The sequence below is a fragment of the Psychrobium sp. nBUS_13 genome, assembly GCF_051201665.1.
Taxonomy (GTDB): domain Bacteria; phylum Pseudomonadota; class Gammaproteobacteria; order Enterobacterales; family Psychrobiaceae; genus Psychrobium.
In genome coordinates this window covers 3,331,732-3,351,903 of sequence record NZ_CP179210.1, presented here as the reverse complement: position 1 = coordinate 3,351,903, position 20,172 = coordinate 3,331,732, and the positions used below count along the sequence as shown (strand labels likewise).

General features: G+C 39.7%; 17 protein-coding genes and 7 tRNA genes. 19 read left to right on the top strand and 5 right to left on the bottom strand.

The genetic code is table 11. From position 1 onward, the window contains the following. Nucleotides 1-15: 15 nt before the first annotated feature. Both ACMAZF_RS15625 and ACMAZF_RS15620 read right to left on the bottom strand, forming a co-directional pair. Nucleotides 16-576: a YajG family lipoprotein gene (locus ACMAZF_RS15625; protein WP_435274678.1), complete on the bottom strand. Its 561-nt coding sequence runs from the start codon at nt 574-576 to the stop codon at nt 16-18. Nucleotides 577-583: 7 nt separating this feature from the next. Continuing rightward, nucleotides 584-1,714 (bottom strand): methyltransferase, encoded by a 1,131-nt coding sequence (locus ACMAZF_RS15620; RefSeq protein WP_435274677.1) that lies wholly within the window; start codon nt 1,712-1,714, stop codon nt 584-586. Nucleotides 1,715-2,047: 333 nt separating this feature from the next. Between ACMAZF_RS15620 and ACMAZF_RS15615 the strand changes: the two genes are divergently transcribed. The 9 genes from ACMAZF_RS15615 (at nt 2,048) to nqrM (ending at nt 11,943) form a co-directional block, all read left to right on the top strand. Beyond that, a complete protein-coding gene (locus tag ACMAZF_RS15615) occupies nt 2,048-4,153 on the top strand; it encodes a TonB-dependent receptor domain-containing protein (protein WP_435274676.1) in 2,106 nt (701 codons plus the stop codon). 433 nt (nt 4,154-4,586) lie between these two features. Then, a complete protein-coding gene (locus tag ACMAZF_RS15610) occupies nt 4,587-5,930 on the top strand; it encodes a Na(+)-translocating NADH-quinone reductase subunit A (RefSeq protein WP_435274675.1) in 1,344 nt (447 codons plus the stop codon). Between the two features lie 4 nt (nt 5,931-5,934). Further along, entirely contained in the window at nt 5,935-7,140 is a 1,206-nt protein-coding gene (locus ACMAZF_RS15605) for an NADH:ubiquinone reductase (Na(+)-transporting) subunit B (protein ID WP_435274674.1), read from the top strand. Continuing rightward, nucleotides 7,133-7,897, top strand: coding sequence for a Na(+)-translocating NADH-quinone reductase subunit C (locus ACMAZF_RS15600; RefSeq protein WP_435274673.1), 765 nt, complete (start codon nt 7,133-7,135; stop codon nt 7,895-7,897). The genes ACMAZF_RS15605 and ACMAZF_RS15600 overlap by 8 nt, the downstream gene beginning before the upstream one ends. A 2-nt stretch (nt 7,898-7,899) precedes the next feature. Continuing rightward, the gene (locus tag ACMAZF_RS15595; RefSeq protein WP_435274672.1) at nt 7,900-8,529 is read left to right on the top strand and encodes an NADH:ubiquinone reductase (Na(+)-transporting) subunit D; all 630 of its coding nucleotides are present in this window, start codon (nt 7,900-7,902) and stop codon (nt 8,527-8,529) included. A 9-nt stretch (nt 8,530-8,538) separates the two neighbouring features. After that, nucleotides 8,539-9,135 (top strand): NADH:ubiquinone reductase (Na(+)-transporting) subunit E, encoded by a 597-nt coding sequence (nqrE, locus tag ACMAZF_RS15590; RefSeq protein ID WP_239438438.1) that lies wholly within the window; start codon nt 8,539-8,541, stop codon nt 9,133-9,135. Between the two features lie 53 nt (nt 9,136-9,188). After that, on the top strand, nt 9,189-10,415 hold the full coding sequence (gene nqrF, locus ACMAZF_RS15585) for an NADH:ubiquinone reductase (Na(+)-transporting) subunit F (RefSeq protein WP_435274671.1): 1,227 nt from the start codon (nt 9,189-9,191) through the stop codon (nt 10,413-10,415). 254 nt (nt 10,416-10,669) lie between these two features. Continuing rightward, nucleotides 10,670-11,725 carry an FAD:protein FMN transferase gene (locus ACMAZF_RS15580; protein ID WP_435274670.1) on the top strand — a complete coding sequence of 352 codons (1,056 nt, stop codon included), beginning with the start codon at nt 10,670-10,672 and terminating at the stop codon, nt 11,723-11,725. Nucleotides 11,726-11,733: 8 nt separating this feature from the next. After that, nucleotides 11,734-11,943 carry a (Na+)-NQR maturation NqrM gene (nqrM, locus tag ACMAZF_RS15575; protein WP_435274669.1) on the top strand — a complete coding sequence of 70 codons (210 nt, stop codon included), beginning with the start codon at nt 11,734-11,736 and terminating at the stop codon, nt 11,941-11,943. Nucleotides 11,944-12,005: 62 nt separating this feature from the next. Here nqrM and folD read toward each other — a convergent pair whose 3' ends face one another. Further along, nucleotides 12,006-12,860 carry a bifunctional methylenetetrahydrofolate dehydrogenase/methenyltetrahydrofolate cyclohydrolase FolD gene (gene folD, locus ACMAZF_RS15570; RefSeq protein WP_435274668.1) on the bottom strand — a complete coding sequence of 285 codons (855 nt, stop codon included), beginning with the start codon at nt 12,858-12,860 and terminating at the stop codon, nt 12,006-12,008. A gap of 239 nt (nt 12,861-13,099) precedes the next feature. On the opposite strand from folD, the gene ACMAZF_RS15565 reads away from it, so the two are divergent. From ACMAZF_RS15565 to ACMAZF_RS15535, 7 genes are all read left to right on the top strand, one after another. After that, nucleotides 13,100-13,176: transfer RNA gene (locus ACMAZF_RS15565), tRNA-Pro, on the top strand. Between the two features lie 20 nt (nt 13,177-13,196). After that, nucleotides 13,197-13,273: transfer RNA gene (locus ACMAZF_RS15560), tRNA-Arg, on the top strand. Between the two features lie 20 nt (nt 13,274-13,293). Next, nucleotides 13,294-13,369: transfer RNA gene (locus ACMAZF_RS15555), tRNA-His, on the top strand. Between the two features lie 90 nt (nt 13,370-13,459). Then, nucleotides 13,460-13,536: transfer RNA gene (locus ACMAZF_RS15550), tRNA-Pro, on the top strand. An 81-nt stretch (nt 13,537-13,617) separates the two neighbouring features. Next, nucleotides 13,618-13,709 (top strand) — tRNA-OTHER (locus ACMAZF_RS15545). Between the two features lie 81 nt (nt 13,710-13,790). Beyond that, nucleotides 13,791-13,882: transfer RNA gene (locus ACMAZF_RS15540), tRNA-OTHER, on the top strand. A gap of 82 nt (nt 13,883-13,964) precedes the next feature. Further along, nucleotides 13,965-14,056: transfer RNA gene (locus ACMAZF_RS15535), tRNA-OTHER, on the top strand. Nucleotides 14,057-14,359: 303 nt separating this feature from the next. Here ACMAZF_RS15535 and ACMAZF_RS15530 read toward each other — a convergent pair. Then, entirely contained in the window at nt 14,360-15,361 is a 1,002-nt protein-coding gene (locus ACMAZF_RS15530; protein ID WP_435274667.1) for a GGDEF domain-containing protein, read from the bottom strand. Between the two features lie 28 nt (nt 15,362-15,389). Next, the gene (locus ACMAZF_RS15525; protein ID WP_435274666.1) at nt 15,390-16,076 is read right to left on the bottom strand and encodes a DUF3334 family protein; all 687 of its coding nucleotides are present in this window, start codon (nt 16,074-16,076) and stop codon (nt 15,390-15,392) included. Between the two features lie 364 nt (nt 16,077-16,440). On the opposite strand from ACMAZF_RS15525, the gene tig reads away from it, so the two are divergent. From tig to clpX, 3 genes are all read left to right on the top strand, one after another. Beyond that, entirely contained in the window at nt 16,441-17,745 is a 1,305-nt protein-coding gene (gene tig / locus ACMAZF_RS15520; RefSeq protein WP_435274665.1) for a trigger factor, read from the top strand. A gap of 327 nt (nt 17,746-18,072) precedes the next feature. Then, on the top strand, nt 18,073-18,657 hold the full coding sequence (clpP, locus tag ACMAZF_RS15515) for an ATP-dependent Clp endopeptidase proteolytic subunit ClpP (RefSeq protein ID WP_435277263.1): 585 nt from the start codon (nt 18,073-18,075) through the stop codon (nt 18,655-18,657). A gap of 108 nt (nt 18,658-18,765) precedes the next feature. After that, a complete protein-coding gene (gene clpX / locus ACMAZF_RS15510; protein ID WP_150138553.1) occupies nt 18,766-20,037 on the top strand; it encodes an ATP-dependent protease ATP-binding subunit ClpX in 1,272 nt (423 codons plus the stop codon). The last annotated feature ends 135 nt before the right edge of the window (nt 20,038-20,172 follow it).

Below are 20,172 nucleotides of genomic sequence, written 5' to 3'. Positions count from 1 at the left end.
TCATTATCAAACTCCCTACATTGCTAAGTATGATCTAACTTGCGAATCGTTACTTATATCATTGTATATTTGTACTAACAGTGCACTGAATTCGCGTTCGAGTACCGCTATATCGGCTTTTAAAGGACCTTTGCTTGTGCCTTGGCGTTTAAATGTTTTATTAAGTATTTTAGTTCCGTTATTAATTGCAATATTAAATACAATTAAGCTTTGCGTTTCGTAACTAACGACGCTTTGATCTAACTTTAGCGCCATTTTATCTATTGTTATAGATAGTGCTGAGCTGCTATTTGGATTTGTACCAATAGCAAGTTGCTGGCGGATATGATCACCAAAGCCTTGTTTGACAAGTTCTGCCGTCGGAATATTAGACGATAGGTAGGAATGTTTTCCGGCGTCAGTTAACCGTAAAATAGCTTGACGCGAACGGGGATCAACAACGTTGATAGCAATGTTCTTTACGACTGGACTGTTAGAACTTATCGCAGGCGCCGTGTTGATGATAAAATGGCTTGGTGCGTTACTACAGCCAGCAATCATCGTCAATAACGCACCAACAAAGAGTAGTTTTCTCATGGTAGACCTATGGTTTCGTTGCTTCTAGAATGACAAATTTGCTATTTGACGCAATCGTGGTGCAGTTGTCAAAAATTCGTTGTAACTTGATGTGATAACCTAAATGACGATTACCAACAATACGAAGTTTTCCACCGTGTTTCAACGTTCGAAATGCATCATTAAACATTTGCCATGCGATATGATCGGTCACTGTTTTTAGCTGGTGAAATGGAGGATTACAAATAATCAAGTCAGCTTGGTCATAGTCGTAGTTGCTTAAACAGTCATGCCAATCAAATTCAAAGCGATCCTGATCATCAAATGCGTTTTCGCAGTTAAGTCGAGCACTTGCTACAGCCATGTAAGACTCATCAGTAAAGCGTACTGTCACTTGAGGATTTTCATGTGCCACCATTAAGCCTAAAACACCGTTGCCACAGCCCAAATCAATGGCGTATCCATCATCTAGATTGTTAGGAATATTCTCTAGCATTAAGCGTGCACCGATATCGAGTTGGGTATTGGCAAATACACCAGCATGATTTGAAATGGTGACTTCTGTTCCTTCAAGAGGCCAACTTACAAGCTTTTCCGCATTATCATCAAATTTACTGACTGTTGGTTTAGCAAAAATTAGACGAGACTTCTTTTTAGCCAATGATGTTGTTGTTTCACCAATATACTTTTGAAACAATTTCAAACCTGAAGTGTGAACATCTTTTGCTTTGGCCAATCCAATCACTTGCGTATTTGGTGTCATCACTTGGTTAATCTGATGAAGCTGTTGCTCAAGCATTGCATTACTTTTTGGTAATTTAATTAGCACAATATCAGGCGCTGTCGCAGGCAATGTAAGGCTATCAAGAAACGTAATGTTAGGTGTTAATTGATTGTCTTCAAGATTTTGTTCAACGGCACATTTTGCTATGTGAGAGTCAGATTGCCAATGAAGTGTATATGCATTTAATGCACACGCTAAGGTACCAAAAGTATCATTAATAATCAGTATATTGGCAGAGTCTAAGTTAAGCTCTGCAATGTGTTGTAAGACATACTCATCCGCAGAATCCCAAGCTTGGAGATTTTTATCATTGGATTTAGGGAATCGATTTAGTAGTAATTCTTGAGAATTTATATTTAGAATAGTGTTCATCATATTGGGATGCCTTAAAAATTTTTCACATTGTCGCAAAAAAGTGCTGTTGCTTCAGTATTTATTTACTTATGCGGTAAATAAGATTGGTTTACTTTGAAAACTGTGAACTTTAGGCACACTATGTGAAACTTTTGTTATGGCTATTTATCGTCAAAGGTCGAATTTTAATGAAAATGTTGTTAGTGTTGGGAAGATAGAACTAAATTGACACGCTCTTGTATTGTTAAGCGTTTAAAATGTTTGAAACCAAAGAAATTAAAGGTATTTAATTGTCAGAGGAACATGCATTACTAGGCATCATGAATGCCTATTTAAAGGGAAGGTAATTAAAGTATGACAACAATGAATGACTCTTTTTTTCACGCTAGAAAAACACTGGTCGCTATGGCTGTCGGCATGAGCTTTGTTGGCAGTGCGATTGCGCAGGAAGAGCCGAAAACAATTTCATTGATTAAAAAACCAATTTCGTTGATAAAAAATAAGAAACAAAAAATAAAGAAAACGACCAAACAAGCCGTTGAACCATTGTTATATAGTGATATTGCGAGAGTTCTAAATCAGCTTCCCGGTATTTTTGCAATACACAGAATGCCTAATGATCCAAATCCTTTAATATCTCACCATAGTGACCTGTTAACTCATGATGTGTCTTTAATCAGCGACAACCTTAATTGGAATGCACTACCTTATTATTTAAGCGGTCGAAAAAATATTACGCCAGTTCTATTTAGCGGTGAACATAATGTTCAGTCATTAGATTATATGGCGTTACCGTCGTCGACTGTCGCGAGTATTGTTGGAAATGGCCCCCAAATTGCCGATAGTGCAAATTTGGCCTTAACTTTAGGTTCGTTAAACCAACGAGGATTGGTATTAGATCATGGAAGTGAGAAAGCAAACTTTGGACATCGTTTGTATGTAAACAAGCGTATGCAAGACTCTCATCGTCAATTTAGTAACGGTGATAAAGGTGAGTTTGATGCCAATGAGGTTTTACTCAAAATGCATGAAATAAGTCGGGTTAATAACGGAAAGAATAACCAAATAACACAGTTAATGCTTCACTATAAAGATTACCAAAATGACGAATCTTACATTGGAATTAGTGGTGACGATGTTAATGAGCGTCCGAGATATCGATATAGTGCAACACGTGGTGATTATACAAGTGGCGATGATTTACTGTTAGGAATTCGTCATCAAACATCCTTATTGGCAGGTGAAAAAATCACGACTGATGTTTATTACCGTCGCGGTGATATTAAGAATTATCAAACTGACGGAATAGGCGATTTCGGCATTAATTTTGTAGCGCCTGTTCTCTCTATTTACGAAGATAATCCAGTAGGTAACCAATTAATAAACAAAAGTTTGGTCGAATCTAGTTTTGTCTCTTCTGGCTTTAAGATGGACATGGAGCAACAAAGAGGCGCGCACCAACTGAATCTTGGCTTTTCTTATCAAAATGAAGAATTAGAACAGGCTGTGCTTGTTGATAACTATTTACTTAGCCCAGATCTGTTGTTGACGAAACAAAGCTCTACAGATGATGTTGAAAATAGCGAATTTGAAGCACGTATTAATACATTTTATTTGACCGACACTTGGCGTAGTGGACGGTGGGACGTAAATGCTGGTGTACGTTGGGTTAAATTTGATGATTTTATACTTGATGTTGATGAAAGTACTTTTGGACGAGAGGATGATAAGCATACGTTATTTAACTTGAAATTAGGCTATCAATTTTCAAGTGCTGTGTATGGCTTTATTGGCGCGAGACAAGGTGTTAGTGGGGATATCTCTGTTTACTCCCCACAACTGGCAAAATTAAATAATCAAGCGGTTATTGGACTATCCTATCGAACTACAGCAGGATATTTATCGTTGAAGGGATATTATCGTGAGTTTGATAATGCATTGACACGATGCGCTGTTTCTAAGGAATGTGCTGCGATGACTCAAGACAGCACTGATATCGAAGTATCAGCACTCGAGTTATCTGGCGGTTACTCAGCTCAGTTTGATGACTTTGAATTACCAATGTCATTTAATTATAGCTATCGCGATGGCCTATACACGCAGCAGGCGCAGCAACTTAACTTAGGACTTAGCGCCAATGACGAGTTAACCTATTTACCTAAACAGCAGTTATCAGCAAAATTTGGTGTAAAACTTGAACAGCTCTATATTGGAGCTCGAGTGCAATATAGAAGTGAATTACGTGTTTCGCCTGGCCAAGCGGAGTTAACTAACGCTAATAGTCATGGCGCTGTGACTGTTGTTGATTTTACGGCGAGCTACCAATTGTCGGATAGTCAACGAATTTCACTAGCCGTTGAAAATGCGTTAGATGAAGAATATGTAGAGCATTCTATGTTCAGTGGAAGTTTAATTGCACGCAATAGAGTTGCTAGTTTGACGTATCAATATCAGTTCTAACATTTATTCAAAACAATCTTTGTTTTAAACGCGCTTTGGTTCCAAATAGCGCGTTTTTTATTTTTATTCGTTAACCCTCAACCACCTCTATATGCCTCATTCTCGTTGAATAACTCTTAGATGTAGTATCGTTATTTGAGTGTTATATAACAAAAATAACTAAAGTCTAGGGCGAAAACATTCATTTACATATTCAGAATATTTGCTATTGATGCTAGAATTGCGCCCCAGTTAGGGTAGTATTTTTAATGCTGCATGTTTTTTGTGCGAATTTAATAAATAGTATCCTAAAAATTTGAGCGCTATTGTATTAGTTTACGCTTGAAACTTTTGCCTGTTAGGAACGGTTTTAAACGCATCTAGTACACTTAAAAATAGCAAGCAACTGTCGAGCCTAACGGCTAATTCTTTCCGTTAACCAGTGCAAGTGAATATGATTACAATAAAAAAAGGTCTGGACCTTCCTATTGCAGGATTACCCCAGCAAGTAATCCATGATGGTTCGTCCATCAAACAAGTTGCGACATTGGGTGAAGAGTTCTTTGGCATGCGTCCTACAATGAAAGTTCGTGTAGGAGACACTGTCAAGAAAGGTCAGGTAATTTTCGAAGATAAGAAAAATCCTGGCGTTTTATTTACTGCTTCAGCTAGTGGTGTCGTATCTCAAATCAATCGTGGTGAAAAAAGAGCATTTTTGTCTTTAGTCATCGATGTTCAAGGTGATGAACAAGAAACTTTCGCAAGTTTCCAGGCAACTGAACTAGCTCAGCTAGATCGTGCTGCTGTTGTTGATAATCTTGTTAAATCAGGACTATGGACAGGTTTACGTACTCGTCCTTATTCAAAAGTACCTGCGATTGATTCCGAGCCTTCAGCTATCTTCGTTTCAGCGATGGATACTAATCCATTAGCGGGCGACCCTAGCATTATTATCAACGAACAATCTCAAGATTTTATCAATGGTTTAACCGTGTTATCACGTTTAACTAGCGGTAAAGTTTTCGTTGGTAAAAAAGCAGGCGTTGATATTCCAAACACGAATGTAAGTAGTGTTGAGCAACACGAATTTGCGGGTATTCATCCGGCAGGTTTAGTGGGAACTCATATTCACCACTTACACCCAGTAGATGCTAACCGCACCGTTTGGACGTTAGGTTATCAAGATGTTATCGCTTACGGTAAATTATTCACCACTGGTGAATTATCGACCAAGCGCGTTGTGTCTTTGGCCGGTCCTGGTGTAAAGAATCCACGTCTAGTGCGTACCCTGTTAGGTGCGAGCACAAGCGATTTAACCGCTGGTGAACTAAATGATGGTGACCAACGTATTATTTCTGGTTCTGTACTGCAAGGCGCGACAGCGGCAGGCAAAGTGGCTTTTATTGGCCGTTACGCTAACCAAGTTAGTGTGCTTGAAGAAGGGCGCGAAAAAGAATTTATGGGTTGGATGAAAGCAGGTAAAAACGTTGTTTCCGTAACGCGTTCTTATATCTCGCATTTATCACCTAAGCGTTTACTTAACCTTACTACAACTACTAATGGTAGTGATCGTGCAATGGTGCCAATTGGCAGTTATGAGCGTGTTATGCCGTTAGATATTTTACCAACAATGTTATTACGTGATTTATGTGCGGGTGACAATGATGGTGCTCAATCATTAGGTTGTTTAGAGCTAGACGAAGAAGATTTAGCACTATGTACCTTCGTATGTCCAGGTAAGTATGACTTTGGTCAGATCTTACGTGATCGACTAACGACCATTGAGAAGGAAGGTTAAGCAGATGGGCTTAAAAAATTATCTCGAGAGTATCGAGCCGCACTTTGAAAAAGGCGGAAAACACGAGAAGTGGTATGCGCTTTATGAAGCTGCGGCAACTATCTTCTACACACCGGGTTTTGTGAATAAGGGTAAAACTCACGTTCGTGATGGTGTTGAACTAAAACGTATCATGATTATGGTATGGATGGCGACATTCCCTGCTATGTTCTGGGGTATGTACAACATCGGTCTACAAGCTAATGACGCAGTAATTGCTGGCATGGCAATGGGCGATGCGTGGCAACAACAGTTATTCACTATGTTAGGTGGTGAGTTAGGTGCAAGCGCTGGCGCTGGTACGCTGATGTTATATGGTGCATTGTTCTTCTTACCAATTTATCTAACAGCGTTTGCTGTTGGTGGATTCTGGGAAGTCTTGTTTGCCATGGTTCGCGGTCACGAAATTAACGAAGGTTTCTTTGTTACTTCAGTGTTATTTGCCTTAATCTTACCAGCGACAATTCCATTGTGGCAGGTAGCTATCGGTATTACTTTTGGTGTTGTAATCGCTAAAGAAGTATTCGGTGGTACAGGTAAAAACTTCCTTAACCCTGCGCTAGCTGGTCGTGCATTCCTATTCTTTGCTTATGCACCTGACATTTCGGGTGACACCGTGTGGACTGCTATCGATGGCTTCTCTGGTGCAACGGCACTAAGTGTTGTAGCAAATGGCAGCATGGAAGTATTACAAGAGTCTATGACTTGGATGGATGCTTTCCTAGGTAAAATGCAAGGTTCAATGGGTGAAGTCTCTACGTTAGCTATTTTAATCGGTGGTGCATTTATTGTTTACCAACGTATTGCTTCTTGGCGCATCATTTTAGGTGTGTTCTTTGGCATGGTAGCAACCAGTTTATTGTTTAACGCTATCGGTAGTGAAACTAACGGTATGTTTGCAATGGATTGGAAATGGCATCTAGTGACTGGTGGATTTGCCTTTGGTATGATCTTCATGGCAACTGACCCAGTTTCTGCATCATTTACTAATACAGGTCGTTGGGCATTCGGTGCTCTTATCGGTATTATGGTTGTGCTTATCCGTGTAGTTAACCCTGCTTTCCCTGAAGGTATGATGTTAGCTATCTTGTTTGCCAACTTGTTTGCACCTTTATTCGATTACTTTGTTGTGCAATCGAATATCAAGCGGAGGGCTGCTCGTCATGGGTAATAAAGACTCATTTGGCAGAACGTTAATCTTTGTATTAATTACCTGTCTTGTTTGTTCGATAATCGTTGCTGGTGCAGCGGTTGGCTTAAAGCCACTGCAAACTAAAAATAAATTGCTGTATAAGCAAACTAAGATTTTAGAAGCCTCAGGTTTATTGAAGTCTGCTGGTGCAGATATTCCTGCTACTTATGGCAAATTTGTTGAAGCTAAATTACTTGATTTAGCCACTGGCGAGTTCGTTGAAGGTGATGCTGAAGCTTATGACCAACGTTTAGCTGCGCTAGATTCTAGCAAGAGCATCAAGCCAAGCAATGACACTGCTAAGATCAACCGCCGTGCTAACCAAACTGTTGTTTATTTAGTTAAAGGTGACTCAGGTAAAACTGAGACAGTGGTACTAGAAATGCGCGGTAGTGGTTTATGGTCGATGATGTACGCATTCGTTGGTATGTCTACTGATTTGAACACCGTTAAGTCTGTTATTTACTACGATCAAGGTGAAACACCGGGTCTAGGTGGTGAAATTGAAAACCCAGTTTGGAAAGAAAAATGGGTTGGCAAGAAGCTGTTTAACGATAATGGTGAAATCGCGATTAAAGTGGTTAAAGGCGGCGCTAAAGCTGGCGATATCCATGGTGTTGACGGCCTTTCTGGCGCAACGTTAACAGCAAATGGCGTAGAAAATACCTTTACTTTCTGGCTTGGTGAAGAAGGCTTTGGCCCATTCATCAACAAGTACCGTAACGGAGGCTTATAATCATGGCTGATTCTCAAGCAATGAAAAAAGCCCTGTGGGGGCCGATTTTAGACAATAACCCAATTGGCCTTCAGGTTCTGGGTATTTGTTCTGCACTGGCTGTTACAGGCTCAATGCAAAAAGCATTAATTATGACCATTGCGGTAACCTTGGTTTGTGCTTTTTCTAACTTATTCATCTCGATGATCCGTAACCAGATCCCTAATGCCGTACGTATTATCGTGCAAATGGCTGTTATTGCATCGTTGGTTATCGTAGTAGATCAAATCCTTAAGGCATTTGCTTATGAAATGTCTAAAGAGTTGTCGGTATATATCGCACTGATCATTACTAACTGTATCGTGATGGGCCGTGCAGAAGCCTACGCGATGAAAGAGCCACCATTAATGAGTTTCCTAGACGGTATCGGTAACGGTATTGGTTACGGCGCGATGTTGATGGCTGTTGCTTTCTTCCGTGAACTATTTAGTAAGGGCACATTATTTGATATCGAAATTTTACCACTGGTACAAAACGGTGGTTGGTATCAAGGTAATGGCTTACTGATCCTGCCATTTAGTTCGTTCTTTGTTATTGGTTTGATTATTTGGGCTATTCGCCAATACAAACCTGAACAAGTAGAGAAGGACTAGGGGAGTATTATGGAACATTATTTAAGTTTATTCGTTAAAGTCGTTTTCGTTGAAAACATGGCTTTAAGCTTTTTCCTAGGGATGTGTACCTTCCTAGCTGTATCTAAGAAAGTAAGTACAGCGATTGGTCTAGGTGTGGCGGTTATCTTCGTACTAGCAATTGCAGTACCAGTAAACCAAATCATCTACCATGCGATCTTAGCGCCAAATGCGTTAGGTGAAGGTATCGATTTGAGCTTCTTAAGCTACATCACTTACATCGGTGTTATTGCTGCACTGGTACAAATTGTTGAAATGGTACTTGATAAGTACATGCCTGCGCTATACAACGCGCTAGGTGTATTCTTACCATTAATTACCGTTAACTGTGCAATCTTCGGTGGTGTTGCCTTTATGGTTCAACGTAACTACAACCTTGCTGAATCTGTAGTATTCGGTGTTGGTAGTGGTGTTGGTTGGACGTTGGCAATTGTATTGTTAGCAGCGGTTCGCGAAAAGCTGAAATACTCAGATATTCCAGATGGTTTGAAGGGATTAGGTATTACCTTTATCACTTCTGGCCTAATGGCACTGGGCTTCCAGTCATTCGGCGGTATCTCGTTATAATTAGTTAATTGAGCTGTAATGCAGCTCAATAACCAAGTTCAAAGGAAAAGTTTATGCAAGAAATTATTCTTGGCGTAACAATGTTCACTGCGATTGTATTGGTTTTAGTTTTAATCATTTTAATGGCTAAATCTAAACTAGTTTCATCGGGTGACGTTACCATAGCAATTAACGGCGATCCTGAAAAAGGCGTCGTAACAAAGCCTGGCGATAAGCTACTAGGTACACTTGCTGCAAAAGGAATCTTTATTCCTTCTGCATGTGGCGGTGGCGGTACTTGTGGTCAATGTAAAGTACACGTTCATGCTGGCGGTGGTGAATTACTACCAACAGAAGAAAGCCATATCACGAAGAAACAAGCACGTGAAGGCGAGCGTTTAGCCTGTCAAGTTGCTGTTAAGCAAGACATGGAAATAGAACTAGAAGATGAAATCTTTGGTGTTCAGCAATGGGAATGTACTGTTCGTTCAAACGACAACAAGGCGACATTCATCAAGGAATTAGTATTAAACATTCCTGAAGGTGAAGTTGTACCATTCCGTGCCGGTGGTTATATTCAAATTGAAGCGCCTGCGCATCATATTAAATACAGCGATTTCGATATTCCAGCTGAATATCGCGGTGACTGGGAGCGTTTCGGCTTCTTTGACATCGAATCAAAAGTTGACGAAGACACGTTACGTGCTTACTCAATGGCGAACTATCCTGAAGAGGAAGGCATCATTATGCTTAACGTTCGTATCGCGACGCCGCCGCCAAATAACTTGTCACTGCCTGCAGGTAAAATGTCATCGTACATTTGGAGCCTAAAAGAAGGTGATAAGGTGACTATTTCTGGTCCATTCGGTGAATTCTTCGCTAAAGATACTGACGCTGAAATGGTATTTGTTGGTGGTGGTGCTGGTATGGCGCCATTGCGTTCACATATCTTTGATCAGCTTAAGCGTCTAAACTCTAAGCGTAAGATTTCTTACTGGTATGGTTCTCGTTCATTACGTGAAATGTTCTATGAAGATGACTTTAACGGCTTATCGGCTGAAAATGAAAACTTCGATTGGCATATCGCTTTATCAGATCCACAGCCAGAAGATAACTGGGACGGTTTAACAGGTTTCATTCATAACGTATTATATGAAGAGTACTTGAAAGATCACGAAGCGCCAGAAGACTGTGAGTACTACATGTGTGGTCCACCGATGATGACTTCTGCTGTTATCAACATGCTTAAAGATTTAGGTGTTGAAGACGAGAATATCTTGCTTGATGACTTCGGTGGTTAATCCCTGATGTCAGGGTCTGTTGACCTTGAAAGTTTGTCCTGTTGAGACTGAAAATGTCTCATTCAAGGCATGATGATTGTAGTTTAGTTATTCTAAATGAAAGAAGAATAACGCAGAATTAGGCTTTATCAGGCTCAACCCGTAGGGCTGGGCCTATTTTTCCTACCAACTGCGTTGTCAAAAACTCAAAGGGAATGCCATTATTATTCTTTCCGCCTTGCTGGAAGAAAAAATAGGCTCCAGCAGGAATACACATGAAAGGTCAACAGACCCTCTTTAAGCAAGTTAAATGGCTGGCGCTGATTGCCCTGGCCATTTTTTTATCAGGTTGTTTTGATAGCGCCGATAAAAAAATTCAAGTTAAATTAAGCGGACGCACAATGGGCGTTGACTATCATATTACTTACGTTGATGTTGCTAAAAATAGCGAAAAGGTTGCTCGGACAAGACAAACTGTTATCGATGATTTATTGAAAACAGTGAATAAGCAAATGTCGACGTATGATAAGTCGTCAGAATTATCATTGTTTAACCAATCTACTTCGTTAGAGCCGTTTACTGTCTCAGAAAATACGGCAAAAGTCGTTAAGGAATCAATTCGTCTAGCTGAGCTGACTGAAGGTAAGTTAGATATTACTATTGGTCCGTTAGTAAACCTCTGGGGATTTGGTCCTAATATGCGCCCTGAGACTTTACCTGATGCTGCTGCGTTAGCACATGCTAAATCTTTGGTAGGAATCGATAATCTAAGTGTAACAGCTAACACATTGACTAAGGCGATTCCTGAGTTATATGTTGATCTGTCAACAACGGCCAAAGGCTTTGGGGTTGATGTCGTCGCTGATTATCTAACACTGGAAGGTGTCACTGATTATCTGGTTGAGATTGGCGGTGAAGTTCGTGTGAGTGGCAAAGCAAATCCTGTACGAGATTGGGTTCTTGCTATTGAAAAGCCGATTTCTACCCATCGCGCTGTTCAGGAATATATTTCTCCTCGTGATAATGGCTTAGCGACTGCTGGTGATTATCGGCAATATTTTGAGGAAGGCGGAAAACGATTCTCTCATATCATTGACCCTGATGACGGTATGCCAATTCGTCATAAGTTAGTTTCAGTAACCGTTATTCATCCATCGTGTATGACTGCAGATGGCTTGTCTACGGCAATTATGCTAATGGGACCACAGGATGGGTTGAAGTTTGCGCAAGCTCAAAACTTAGCGGCGTATCTAGTGACAAAGACAGACAGTGGTTTTGAGACGGTGTATACTAAGCCTTTCGAATCTTATATTGTTAAATCGATCCAATAGGAATTTTTATGGCCATATTTTTATATACATTCGCAGCATTTTTTATTGTAATTGTAGCAATGGCGATAGGTTACATTGTTCAAAGAAAAACGATTGCTGGCAGTTGCGGTGGCCTTGGTGCTATTGGCGTGGATAAAGCATGTGATTGTGATAACCCATGTGATAAGCGTAAACAACGTATGGAACAAGAGCAGATCAAAATTAGCTTAATTGAATAGTCACGATTTGATAATAAAAAACCGCCAATTGGCGGTTTTTTTATAACTCAATAAATAGCTATTTATGAGTGATATTCTTTCGCTGCAATCAATGTATTTTCGATTAGATTTGCGACTGTCATTGGGCCTACGCCACCAGGCACTGGTGTAATAAACGCTGCGTTGTTTTTAGCGCTATCAAACTGTACATCACCAACTAAGCGTCCATCATCGAGTCTATTAATACCAACATCAATGACAATGGCGCCTGGTTTAATCCATTCGCCAGGTATGAAACCTGCTTTGCCAACAGCAACGATTAACAAATCTGCGCCGCGCACTTTTTGCTCAAGACCTTTAGTAAAGCGATGACAAGTCGTTGTTGTACAACCAGCCAATAACAATTCTAATGTCATTGGGCGTCCTACAATATTTGAGGCTCCGACGATAGTCGCGTCTAAACCGTGTGTATCGATGCCGGTAGACTCTATCAGTGTCATGATGCCTTTAGGTGTGCAAGGGCGCAATGCGGGATTACGTTGAGCTAAACGACCTATATTATAGGGATGAAAGCCATCAACATCTTTGTGAGGAATAATACGTTCTAAAATTAACTCTGAATCAATATGTGCTGGTAGTGGCAATTGGACCAATACTCCGTCGATTTCATCGTCAACATTGAGTCTATCAATCAAGGCAAGTAACTCATCTTGCTGTGTTGTATCAGGAAGGTCGAATGAGCGTGAAATAAACCCTACTTGGTCACAGGCTTTACGCTTATTCGTGACGTAAACCTGAGAAGCAGGATCGAGTCCTACAAGGATAACAGCAAGTCCTGGCGTGCGCAGGCCTTCTTCTTTCATACGTGCTACTTCAATCGCAACATCATTTCTTACTTTTTGTGAAACAGCTTTACCATCTATAATGCGAGCGCTCATGTTGAGTTATTAGTTCCTGAATGTGAAAGACGCGCTATTATGCCATAACCTAAAAAGTGTGACCACGATCAATAAAGAGTATTTGCGCTAAAAGCGGGCTAGGTTGTGTTTTTAATCGATATTTGATTGCTAATTGAGCGAACGGTTTTTTTTTTAGAAAAACGTTTGACCAACCATCATAACCGCTGTACTATCTCGCTCCGTTGTTAAGGAGAAATCTTTAACAGTAAAAAATACGTCGGTGATTAGCGCAGCCTGGTAGCGCATCTGGTTTGGGACCAGAGGGTCAGAGGTTCGAATCCTCTATCACCGACCACTTTTTTAAAGTGCGTCAGAGCGCCCGTAGCTCATCTGGATAGAGCAACGGCCTTCTAAGCCGTGGGTAGCAGGTTCGAGTCCTGCCGGGTGCGCCATTTTATTAAAGGCCTTAGTGGTGACTATAGCTCAGTTGGTAGAGCCCCGGATTGTGATTCCGGTTGTCGTGGGTTCGAGCCCCATTAGTCACCCCATTTTATTTACTCAGACTTTATGCCACTGGTATAACGATTCTTCGTAAAATTAACAGCAGCGGATGTTGTCGTTAATGTAAAGTTTTATGTCGGTGATTAGCGCAGCCTGGTAGCGCATCTGGTTTGGGACCAGAGGGTCAGAGGTTCGAATCCTCTATCACCGACCACTTCCTTAAGTTATATCTTCTTATTTCAAAAAAACTATCATATTAAAATTAACTGAAATTTAATATTTGTTGGTATGCGTTCGCTGATTAGCGCAGCCTGGTGGCGCATCTACTTTCTTTGGGTAGAGAAGGGGACCAGAGGGTCAGAGGTTCGAATCCTCTATCACCGACCACTTCCTTAAGTTATATCTTCTTATTTCAAAAAAACTATCATATTAAAATTAACTGAAATTTAATATTTGTTGGTATGCGTTCGCTGATTAGCGCAGCCTGGTGGCGCATCTACTTTCTTTGGGTAGAGAAGGGGACCAGAGGGTCAGAGGTTCGAATCCTCTATCACCGACCACTTCCTTAAGTTATATCTTCTTATTTCAAAAAAAACTATCATATTAAAATTAACTGAAATTTAATATTTGTTGGTATGCGTTCGCTGATTAGCGCAGCCTGGTGGCGCATCTACTTTCTTTGGGTAGAGAAGGGGACCAGAGGGTCAGAGGTTCGAATCCTCTATCACCGACCACTTCTTTGATACTTCCTAACTTTTAAAAAATTCGTCAAATATTACGTTGTATACTAAATATTTACTCAGTTCGAATGCTCTATTGCATCGCTAAATATCCAACGACTGTAATCTTTTTAGCACTCATACCAACTGCATCAAATATTTGCCCACTTGTACTTGTTAAAATTAACTAAAATGGCGTTGCTCTCACTCCTAATAGCCAGCTATTAGTCAATCGAGCGCCTTGTTTTAGCTGATTTTCTCTACGCACAACAAGATCACTTACTTCATGCAATTGGTATTAAACACTAGATTGAAAAATTAAAATAGCTCTACTGACCCATTTTCTTGCGGAATAGTTAATTTCCCTTCAATAACTAATTGTTCGTAATTATAGAGGCAATTTCTTCCATGTTGTTTCGCATAATAAAGGGCTTTATCGGCTTGATCGAGAATGGACGGCGGGAAGTCATCAATACAAAACTGTGAGAAGCCAAGACTTATAGTTACATGGCCAACGAATGGAAAATTAAACTCTGATACGAGGTGTCTAAAGTGCTGGAGCGTTGCAGTTGCCACTTCCATCGGCATGTCCTCCAAAATAATAACAAACTCTTCACCGCCAAATCTAAACAATAAATTGTTATTGACGAAATAGTCTTTCATAAGCTGTGATAAATGGAGCAAGATTTCATCACCGCATACATGACCATAGTTGTCATTAACCGATTTGAAATGATCAATGTCAATCATAACGAGCCAGCAGTTTGATAACAAACTAGTTGTCACCGTTTCGTCGCGAGGTTTAAGGAGTCTGTTAAGTTTATTTTCAAATGTTTTACGATTGAGCAAGCTTGTGAGCTTATCTCGCTCATTTTCAGTGAGAATTACTTGGTAGTTTTGATAAATTCGAATAAAACCGTTAATTAAATCACTTTTTTTGAGGATATCCTGATGGCTATTTATCTTAAGAATAGTATCTAGTTCATCTGAAATGACGATAGGAAAATAAAAAGTATGGCCGTCATCACTTTCGATGCCAATTGGTTGATGGTGTGCGATGACGGTTTCAGTGTGGCTATCAATCTCGACATTCGTCATTTGATTATCCCACTTATAGCGCTTTTTACCTTCTTCAATATTAACGGTCAGTCTTAATTCGGAGGTAAAGTAAGTGGTGGTTCCCTTAAAAGCTACGTTTAATAAGGTTACTTCGCTAACATCGATTAATTCAGCGAGTGTTGCAGCTAAAGAGTACTCTAATGAATCCGTATCTTTCTGACGGGTAATTTCAATAATCGATTCAAAAATTTCACTGTTCATTATGTATCGTCCTTAATCTCAATTTTCGTTAAATGCCAAGCTCATCCAATAAATCATCATTGCCACCGCTCTCTGGCTCTGCTTGAGGACTTGGTGTTGGTGCAGACGATTGATGTTGCTCTAGCAATTCATCAGGATCAAATGTGTCGACTTTTTCGAATTCTTTTATTTGCAAAAACTCTGTGTCATCGATTGATAATTCTAAATAAAACACGTTCCCTTGTGCCGTTCTAAATGATACGCGACGAGATACAGGTTCATCTAAATTTGCTTCAATGGAGATAACTAGCTGTTTATTCACCGTTAGCATTTTAGGTTGGCTTTGCGTGATAGAGGTATGTAGTTCTTGGCTTATTGTAGAAATGAACTTACCTAAGATTTGATTCATTAGCTCACCCATCACATTACTGACTTCGTCAGATGTGTGGCTTGTGGCTAATTCACTTTCCGGTAATCCCATATTTAATAAATAACCGCGGTAAATTTCTAATGCCGCTTCAGCGGTAAAATTAATAATAACTAAGCCGGAAAAGCCACCATCGAAAATCACAAAGCATCCTATGTCAGGTTTTAGGCTAGTTTTTTTGATTTTCTGGACCATTGCTGCGTGATGGATCTGGCTATGTGATGCTTTAGTGAGAACACCTGAAACCGAGTTACATAACTTTAACAGAATATCATCGGTACTGACGTTGTTACTTTTCTTATCAACCATGGTGTGGTTCCAAAATACATTAAAAATTTGTAAAAAAATTATTATGCACTAACTCATGGGATAAACAAAGCGGTTAGTGGTTTTGCTTAATGTAGCGAAATGTTTAAATAATGTTGATATTGGCCTTGAATTGGGAAAAATCATCCCGATATATTTGTATAATAATTCGAAGTTTAAAGAGCAAATTATTAGGACTCGACTAACGGATAAAGCATCGTTATAATGTCGCGTCCGAAAACCATAGTCTTGCTAGTTTCTTGTTGAAAATAAGAACAATAAACAGCATTTAGATAGCTTAACGCGTTGTTTTAACGCAGTTAAAGTAAGAAGCCCTTAGGGCCATTTGATATTTTTGAGGTATGCAATGCAAGTTTCTCTTGAAACGACTCAAGGCCTAGAACGCCGCCTAACTATTGCGGTTGAAGCCGCTACTGTTGATACTGAAGTAAAAAAACGCCTTCAGCAATTATCTAAAACTCAACGCATTGACGGTTTCCGTCCTGGTAAAGTACCAGTGACAGTAATCCAAAAACGTTACGGCGCAGCAGTTCGTCAAGAAGTTGCTGGTGAATTAATGCAACGTCATTATTTCGAAGCTGTTGTTGCTGAAAAAGTAAATCCAGCTGGTATGCCTCAACTAGCCGTTGTTAAAAACGATGCTGGTAGCGATTTAGAGTTCACTGCAACATTTGAAGTTTACCCTGAAGTTGAAGTAGCAAACCTAGATAAAATCGAAATCGAAAAGCCAGTTGTTGAAGTAACTGATAAAGATTTAGAAGAAATGCTAGTGACTCTTCAAAAACAACACGCAACTTATAAAGAAGTTAAGCGCAAGTCTAAAAAGACTGACCGCGTAACTATCGATTTCACTGGTTCGATCGACGGTGAAGAGTTTGAAGGTGGCAAAGCTGAAGATTTCGTATTAACGCTTTCAGAAGAGCGAATGATTCCTGGTTTTGAGAAACAAATCGTGACTCATAAAGCGGGTGAAGAATTTGATATCACTGTAACTTTCCCAGAAGACTACCATGCTGAAAATCTAAAAGGTAAAGAAGCCGTATTCGCTATCAACTTGAAGAAAGTTGAAGACCAAGTATTACCTGAATTAACTGATGAGTTCGCTGAGAAGTTTGGTGTTAAAGAAGGCGGAATCGAAACGTTAAAAGGCGATGTTCGTAAGAATATGGAACGTGAACTTAGCCAAAATGTTAAAAATAACGTTAAGCAACAAGTTATCGACGGTTTAGTTGATGTAAACGAAATCGAAATCCCTGCTTCTTTAGCAAAAGGTGAGATCGACGTGTTACGTGAGCAAGCAATGCAACGTTTCGGTGGTCAAATTGATCCGAACAATGCACCGCAACTGCCTGATGAGTTGTTCGAAGAACAAGCTAAACGTCGTGTTAAAGTAGGTCTTTTATTAGGCGAAGTTATCAAATCTAACAAATTAGAAGCTGACGAAGCACGTGTAAAAGATATGATTGAAACAATGGCTTCTGCTTACGAAGATCCAAGTGAAGTTGTTGAGCATTACGCAAAAGACGAAAAACTTAGCCAACAAATGAAAGATCTTGCATTAGAAGATCAAGCAATTGATTTCATTTTAGACCAAGCTAAAGTTAAAGATGTTAAGAAAAAATTCAACGATATGATTCAGCAACAAGCTTAATCTATTCGATTGATTGAAAAACTCGCGTATTATTACGCGAGTTTTTTTTATGCCTAAAAATTATGTTTTAGTACTTTTTGGGTCTTTCTTCACTTATTTGAATTTAGGCGCTATTTTTGCAAGTTATTTTGTAAGATAGTAATTGTTTTTAGCCTGATGAATGGTTATCTTATAGCGTAAATAATCGTAGGTTACGGTTATACCTATGCATATGCAGCGGTATTCGCATTTCAGTATTTAACCTTCTATCGTACTTACGCTAACTATCATTAGTACATCGATTTTTAAGGGATATAAACCATGCAACACAATTCACATTTATCACCAATGGACGTTTTAGTACCAATGGTTGTGGAGCAAACTCCGAAAGGAGAGCGTTCATTCGATATTTATTCAAGACTGTTAAAAGAGCGCGTAATCTTTTTAGTTGGCCCTGTTGAAGACAACATGGCTAACTTAATTGTTGCTCAATTATTGTTTTTGGAAGCAGAAAATCCAGACAAAGAAATTTTCTTATACATCAACTCTCCTGGCGGCAGTGTGACAGCAGGTATGTCAATCTACGACACAATGCAGTTTATTAAACCGAAAGTGAGTACTGTATGTATTGGCCAAGCGGCAAGTATGGGCGCCTTTTTATTGGCAGGCGGTGAAAAGGGAATGCGTCATTGTTTGCCTAATTCACGCGTGATGATTCATCAACCATTAGGCGGTTTCCAGGGGCAAGCATCTGATATCCAGATTCATGCACAAGAAATCCTAGGTATCAAAAACAAATTAAATACGCTACTTGCTGAGCACTCTGGCCAGCCGCTGGAAGTTGTTGAGAAAGATACCGATCGTGATAATTTCATGAGTAGTCAAGAAGCCCTTGATTATGGCTTAATTGACTCCATATTAACTAAACGATAGGCAGAGTATTAGTGAATGATGTTGAGTTAGATATAGCATCATTCGCGGTTTATGCGATGCAGTGTTAAACTTGATGTAATCAAGAGAAAGATCCAGTGGGGATGATAGATGACAGACATCATTAGTGGCGATGACGATAGCAAGGCATTATTGTATTGCTCTTTTTGCGGCAAAAGTCAGCATGAAGTAAGAAAGTTAATTGCCGGTCCTTCAGTTTATATTTGTGACGAGTGTGTAGATTTATGCACTGATATCATCACTGAAGAAATTAAAGAAAAAGTAGAAACCGATGAGCCGGAAAAACTTCCGACGCCTCATGAAATTCGAAACAATTTAGATGATTATGTAATTGGTCAACAACACGCTAAAAAAGTGTTGTCTGTGGCTGTTTACAATCACTACAAGCGTTTACAGTTTGCTGATAAAACCAATGGTGTTGAGTTAGGAAAGAGTAATATTTTGCTTATAGGTCCTACTGGTAGTGGTAAAACATTACTTGCAGAGACGATGGCTCGTATGCTTGATGTGCCGTTTACCATGGCGGATGCAACGACGTTAACAGAAGCTGGTTACGTTGGTGAAGATGTTGAAAACATCATTCAAAAACTATTACAGAAATGTGATTATGATGTTGAAAAAGCTGAACGCGGTATCGTTTATGTCGATGAAATCGATAAAATTTCACGCAAATCTGATAATCCTTCTATTACACGAGATGTATCTGGAGAGGGGGTTCAGCAAGCGCTATTAAAATTGATCGAAGGTACAGTTGCTGCGGTTCCTCCACAAGGTGGTCGTAAGCATCCGCAACAAGAGTTTTTGCAAGTTGATACGTCGAAGATTTTATTTATCTGTGGTGGGGCATTTGCAGGTCTTGATAAAGTGATTGAAGCGCGTTCACATGTTGGTTCAAGCATCGGTTTTGGTGCTGAAGTGAAAAGTGCTGAAGGCGATAGCTTGTCTGAAACGTTCGCAAAAGTTGAACCTGAAGATCTCGTTAAATATGGATTGATTCCAGAGTTCATTGGTCGTTTACCTGTGGTAGCAACACTTCGTGAACTTGACGAAGAGGCATTAATTCAGATTCTATCTGAACCAAAGAATGCATTAACTAAACAATATGCTGCATTATTAGCATTAGAAAATGTTGAATTAGAGTTTAGAGAAGATGCATTAAAAGCAATTGCTGCTAAAGCGATGAGCCGTAAAACAGGTGCTCGTGGTTTACGTTCTATTGTTGAAGATGTATTACTAGATACGATGTATGATTTACCGTCGGTTGAAGGTGTTACTAAAGTTGTGATTGATGATACCGTCATCAAAGGCGAATCAGATCCGATTTTAATTTATGAAACTCAGTCACAGGCTGCGTCAGAGTAAATAATCAATAATTGATTGAAAAAGGAGCTTCGGCTCCTTTTTTGTTATTAGGTATACCTTTTCTACACTGCATGACTTTTCTAAATCCTATATTATCCCTTGCTATTTTTCCGCTTCTTTAGCAAGCTATGAGGC

Excerpts from the sequence above, each read along its gene's own strand:
- clpX (WP_150138553.1), top strand. The coding sequence starts at position 18,766 with ATGACAGACATCATTAGTGGCGATGACGATAGCAAGGCATTATTGTAT.
- nqrE (WP_239438438.1), top strand. The coding sequence starts at position 8,539 with ATGGAACATTATTTAAGTTTATTCGTTAAAGTCGTTTTCGTTGAAAAC.
- ACMAZF_RS15530 (WP_435274667.1), bottom strand. The coding sequence starts at position 15,361 with ATGAACAGTGAAATTTTTGAATCGATTATTGAAATTACCCGTCAGAAA.
- ACMAZF_RS15615 (WP_435274676.1), top strand. The coding sequence starts at position 2,048 with ATGACAACAATGAATGACTCTTTTTTTCACGCTAGAAAAACACTGGTC.
- clpP (WP_435277263.1), top strand. The coding sequence starts at position 18,073 with ATGGACGTTTTAGTACCAATGGTTGTGGAGCAAACTCCGAAAGGAGAG.
- ACMAZF_RS15625 (WP_435274678.1), bottom strand. The coding sequence starts at position 576 with ATGAGAAAACTACTCTTTGTTGGTGCGTTATTGACGATGATTGCTGGC.
- ACMAZF_RS15525 (WP_435274666.1), bottom strand. The coding sequence starts at position 16,076 with ATGGTTGATAAGAAAAGTAACAACGTCAGTACCGATGATATTCTGTTA.
- ACMAZF_RS15600 (WP_435274673.1), top strand. The coding sequence starts at position 7,133 with ATGGGTAATAAAGACTCATTTGGCAGAACGTTAATCTTTGTATTAATT.
- ACMAZF_RS15610 (WP_435274675.1), top strand. The coding sequence starts at position 4,587 with ATGATTACAATAAAAAAAGGTCTGGACCTTCCTATTGCAGGATTACCC.
- ACMAZF_RS15580 (WP_435274670.1), top strand. The coding sequence starts at position 10,670 with ATGAAAGGTCAACAGACCCTCTTTAAGCAAGTTAAATGGCTGGCGCTG.
- ACMAZF_RS15605 (WP_435274674.1), top strand. The coding sequence starts at position 5,935 with ATGGGCTTAAAAAATTATCTCGAGAGTATCGAGCCGCACTTTGAAAAA.
- ACMAZF_RS15595 (WP_435274672.1), top strand. The coding sequence starts at position 7,900 with ATGGCTGATTCTCAAGCAATGAAAAAAGCCCTGTGGGGGCCGATTTTA.
- tig (WP_435274665.1), top strand. The coding sequence starts at position 16,441 with ATGCAAGTTTCTCTTGAAACGACTCAAGGCCTAGAACGCCGCCTAACT.
- nqrF (WP_435274671.1), top strand. The coding sequence starts at position 9,189 with ATGCAAGAAATTATTCTTGGCGTAACAATGTTCACTGCGATTGTATTG.
- folD (WP_435274668.1), bottom strand. The coding sequence starts at position 12,860 with ATGAGCGCTCGCATTATAGATGGTAAAGCTGTTTCACAAAAAGTAAGA.
- nqrM (WP_435274669.1), top strand. The coding sequence starts at position 11,734 with ATGGCCATATTTTTATATACATTCGCAGCATTTTTTATTGTAATTGTA.
- ACMAZF_RS15620 (WP_435274677.1), bottom strand. The coding sequence starts at position 1,714 with ATGATGAACACTATTCTAAATATAAATTCTCAAGAATTACTACTAAAT.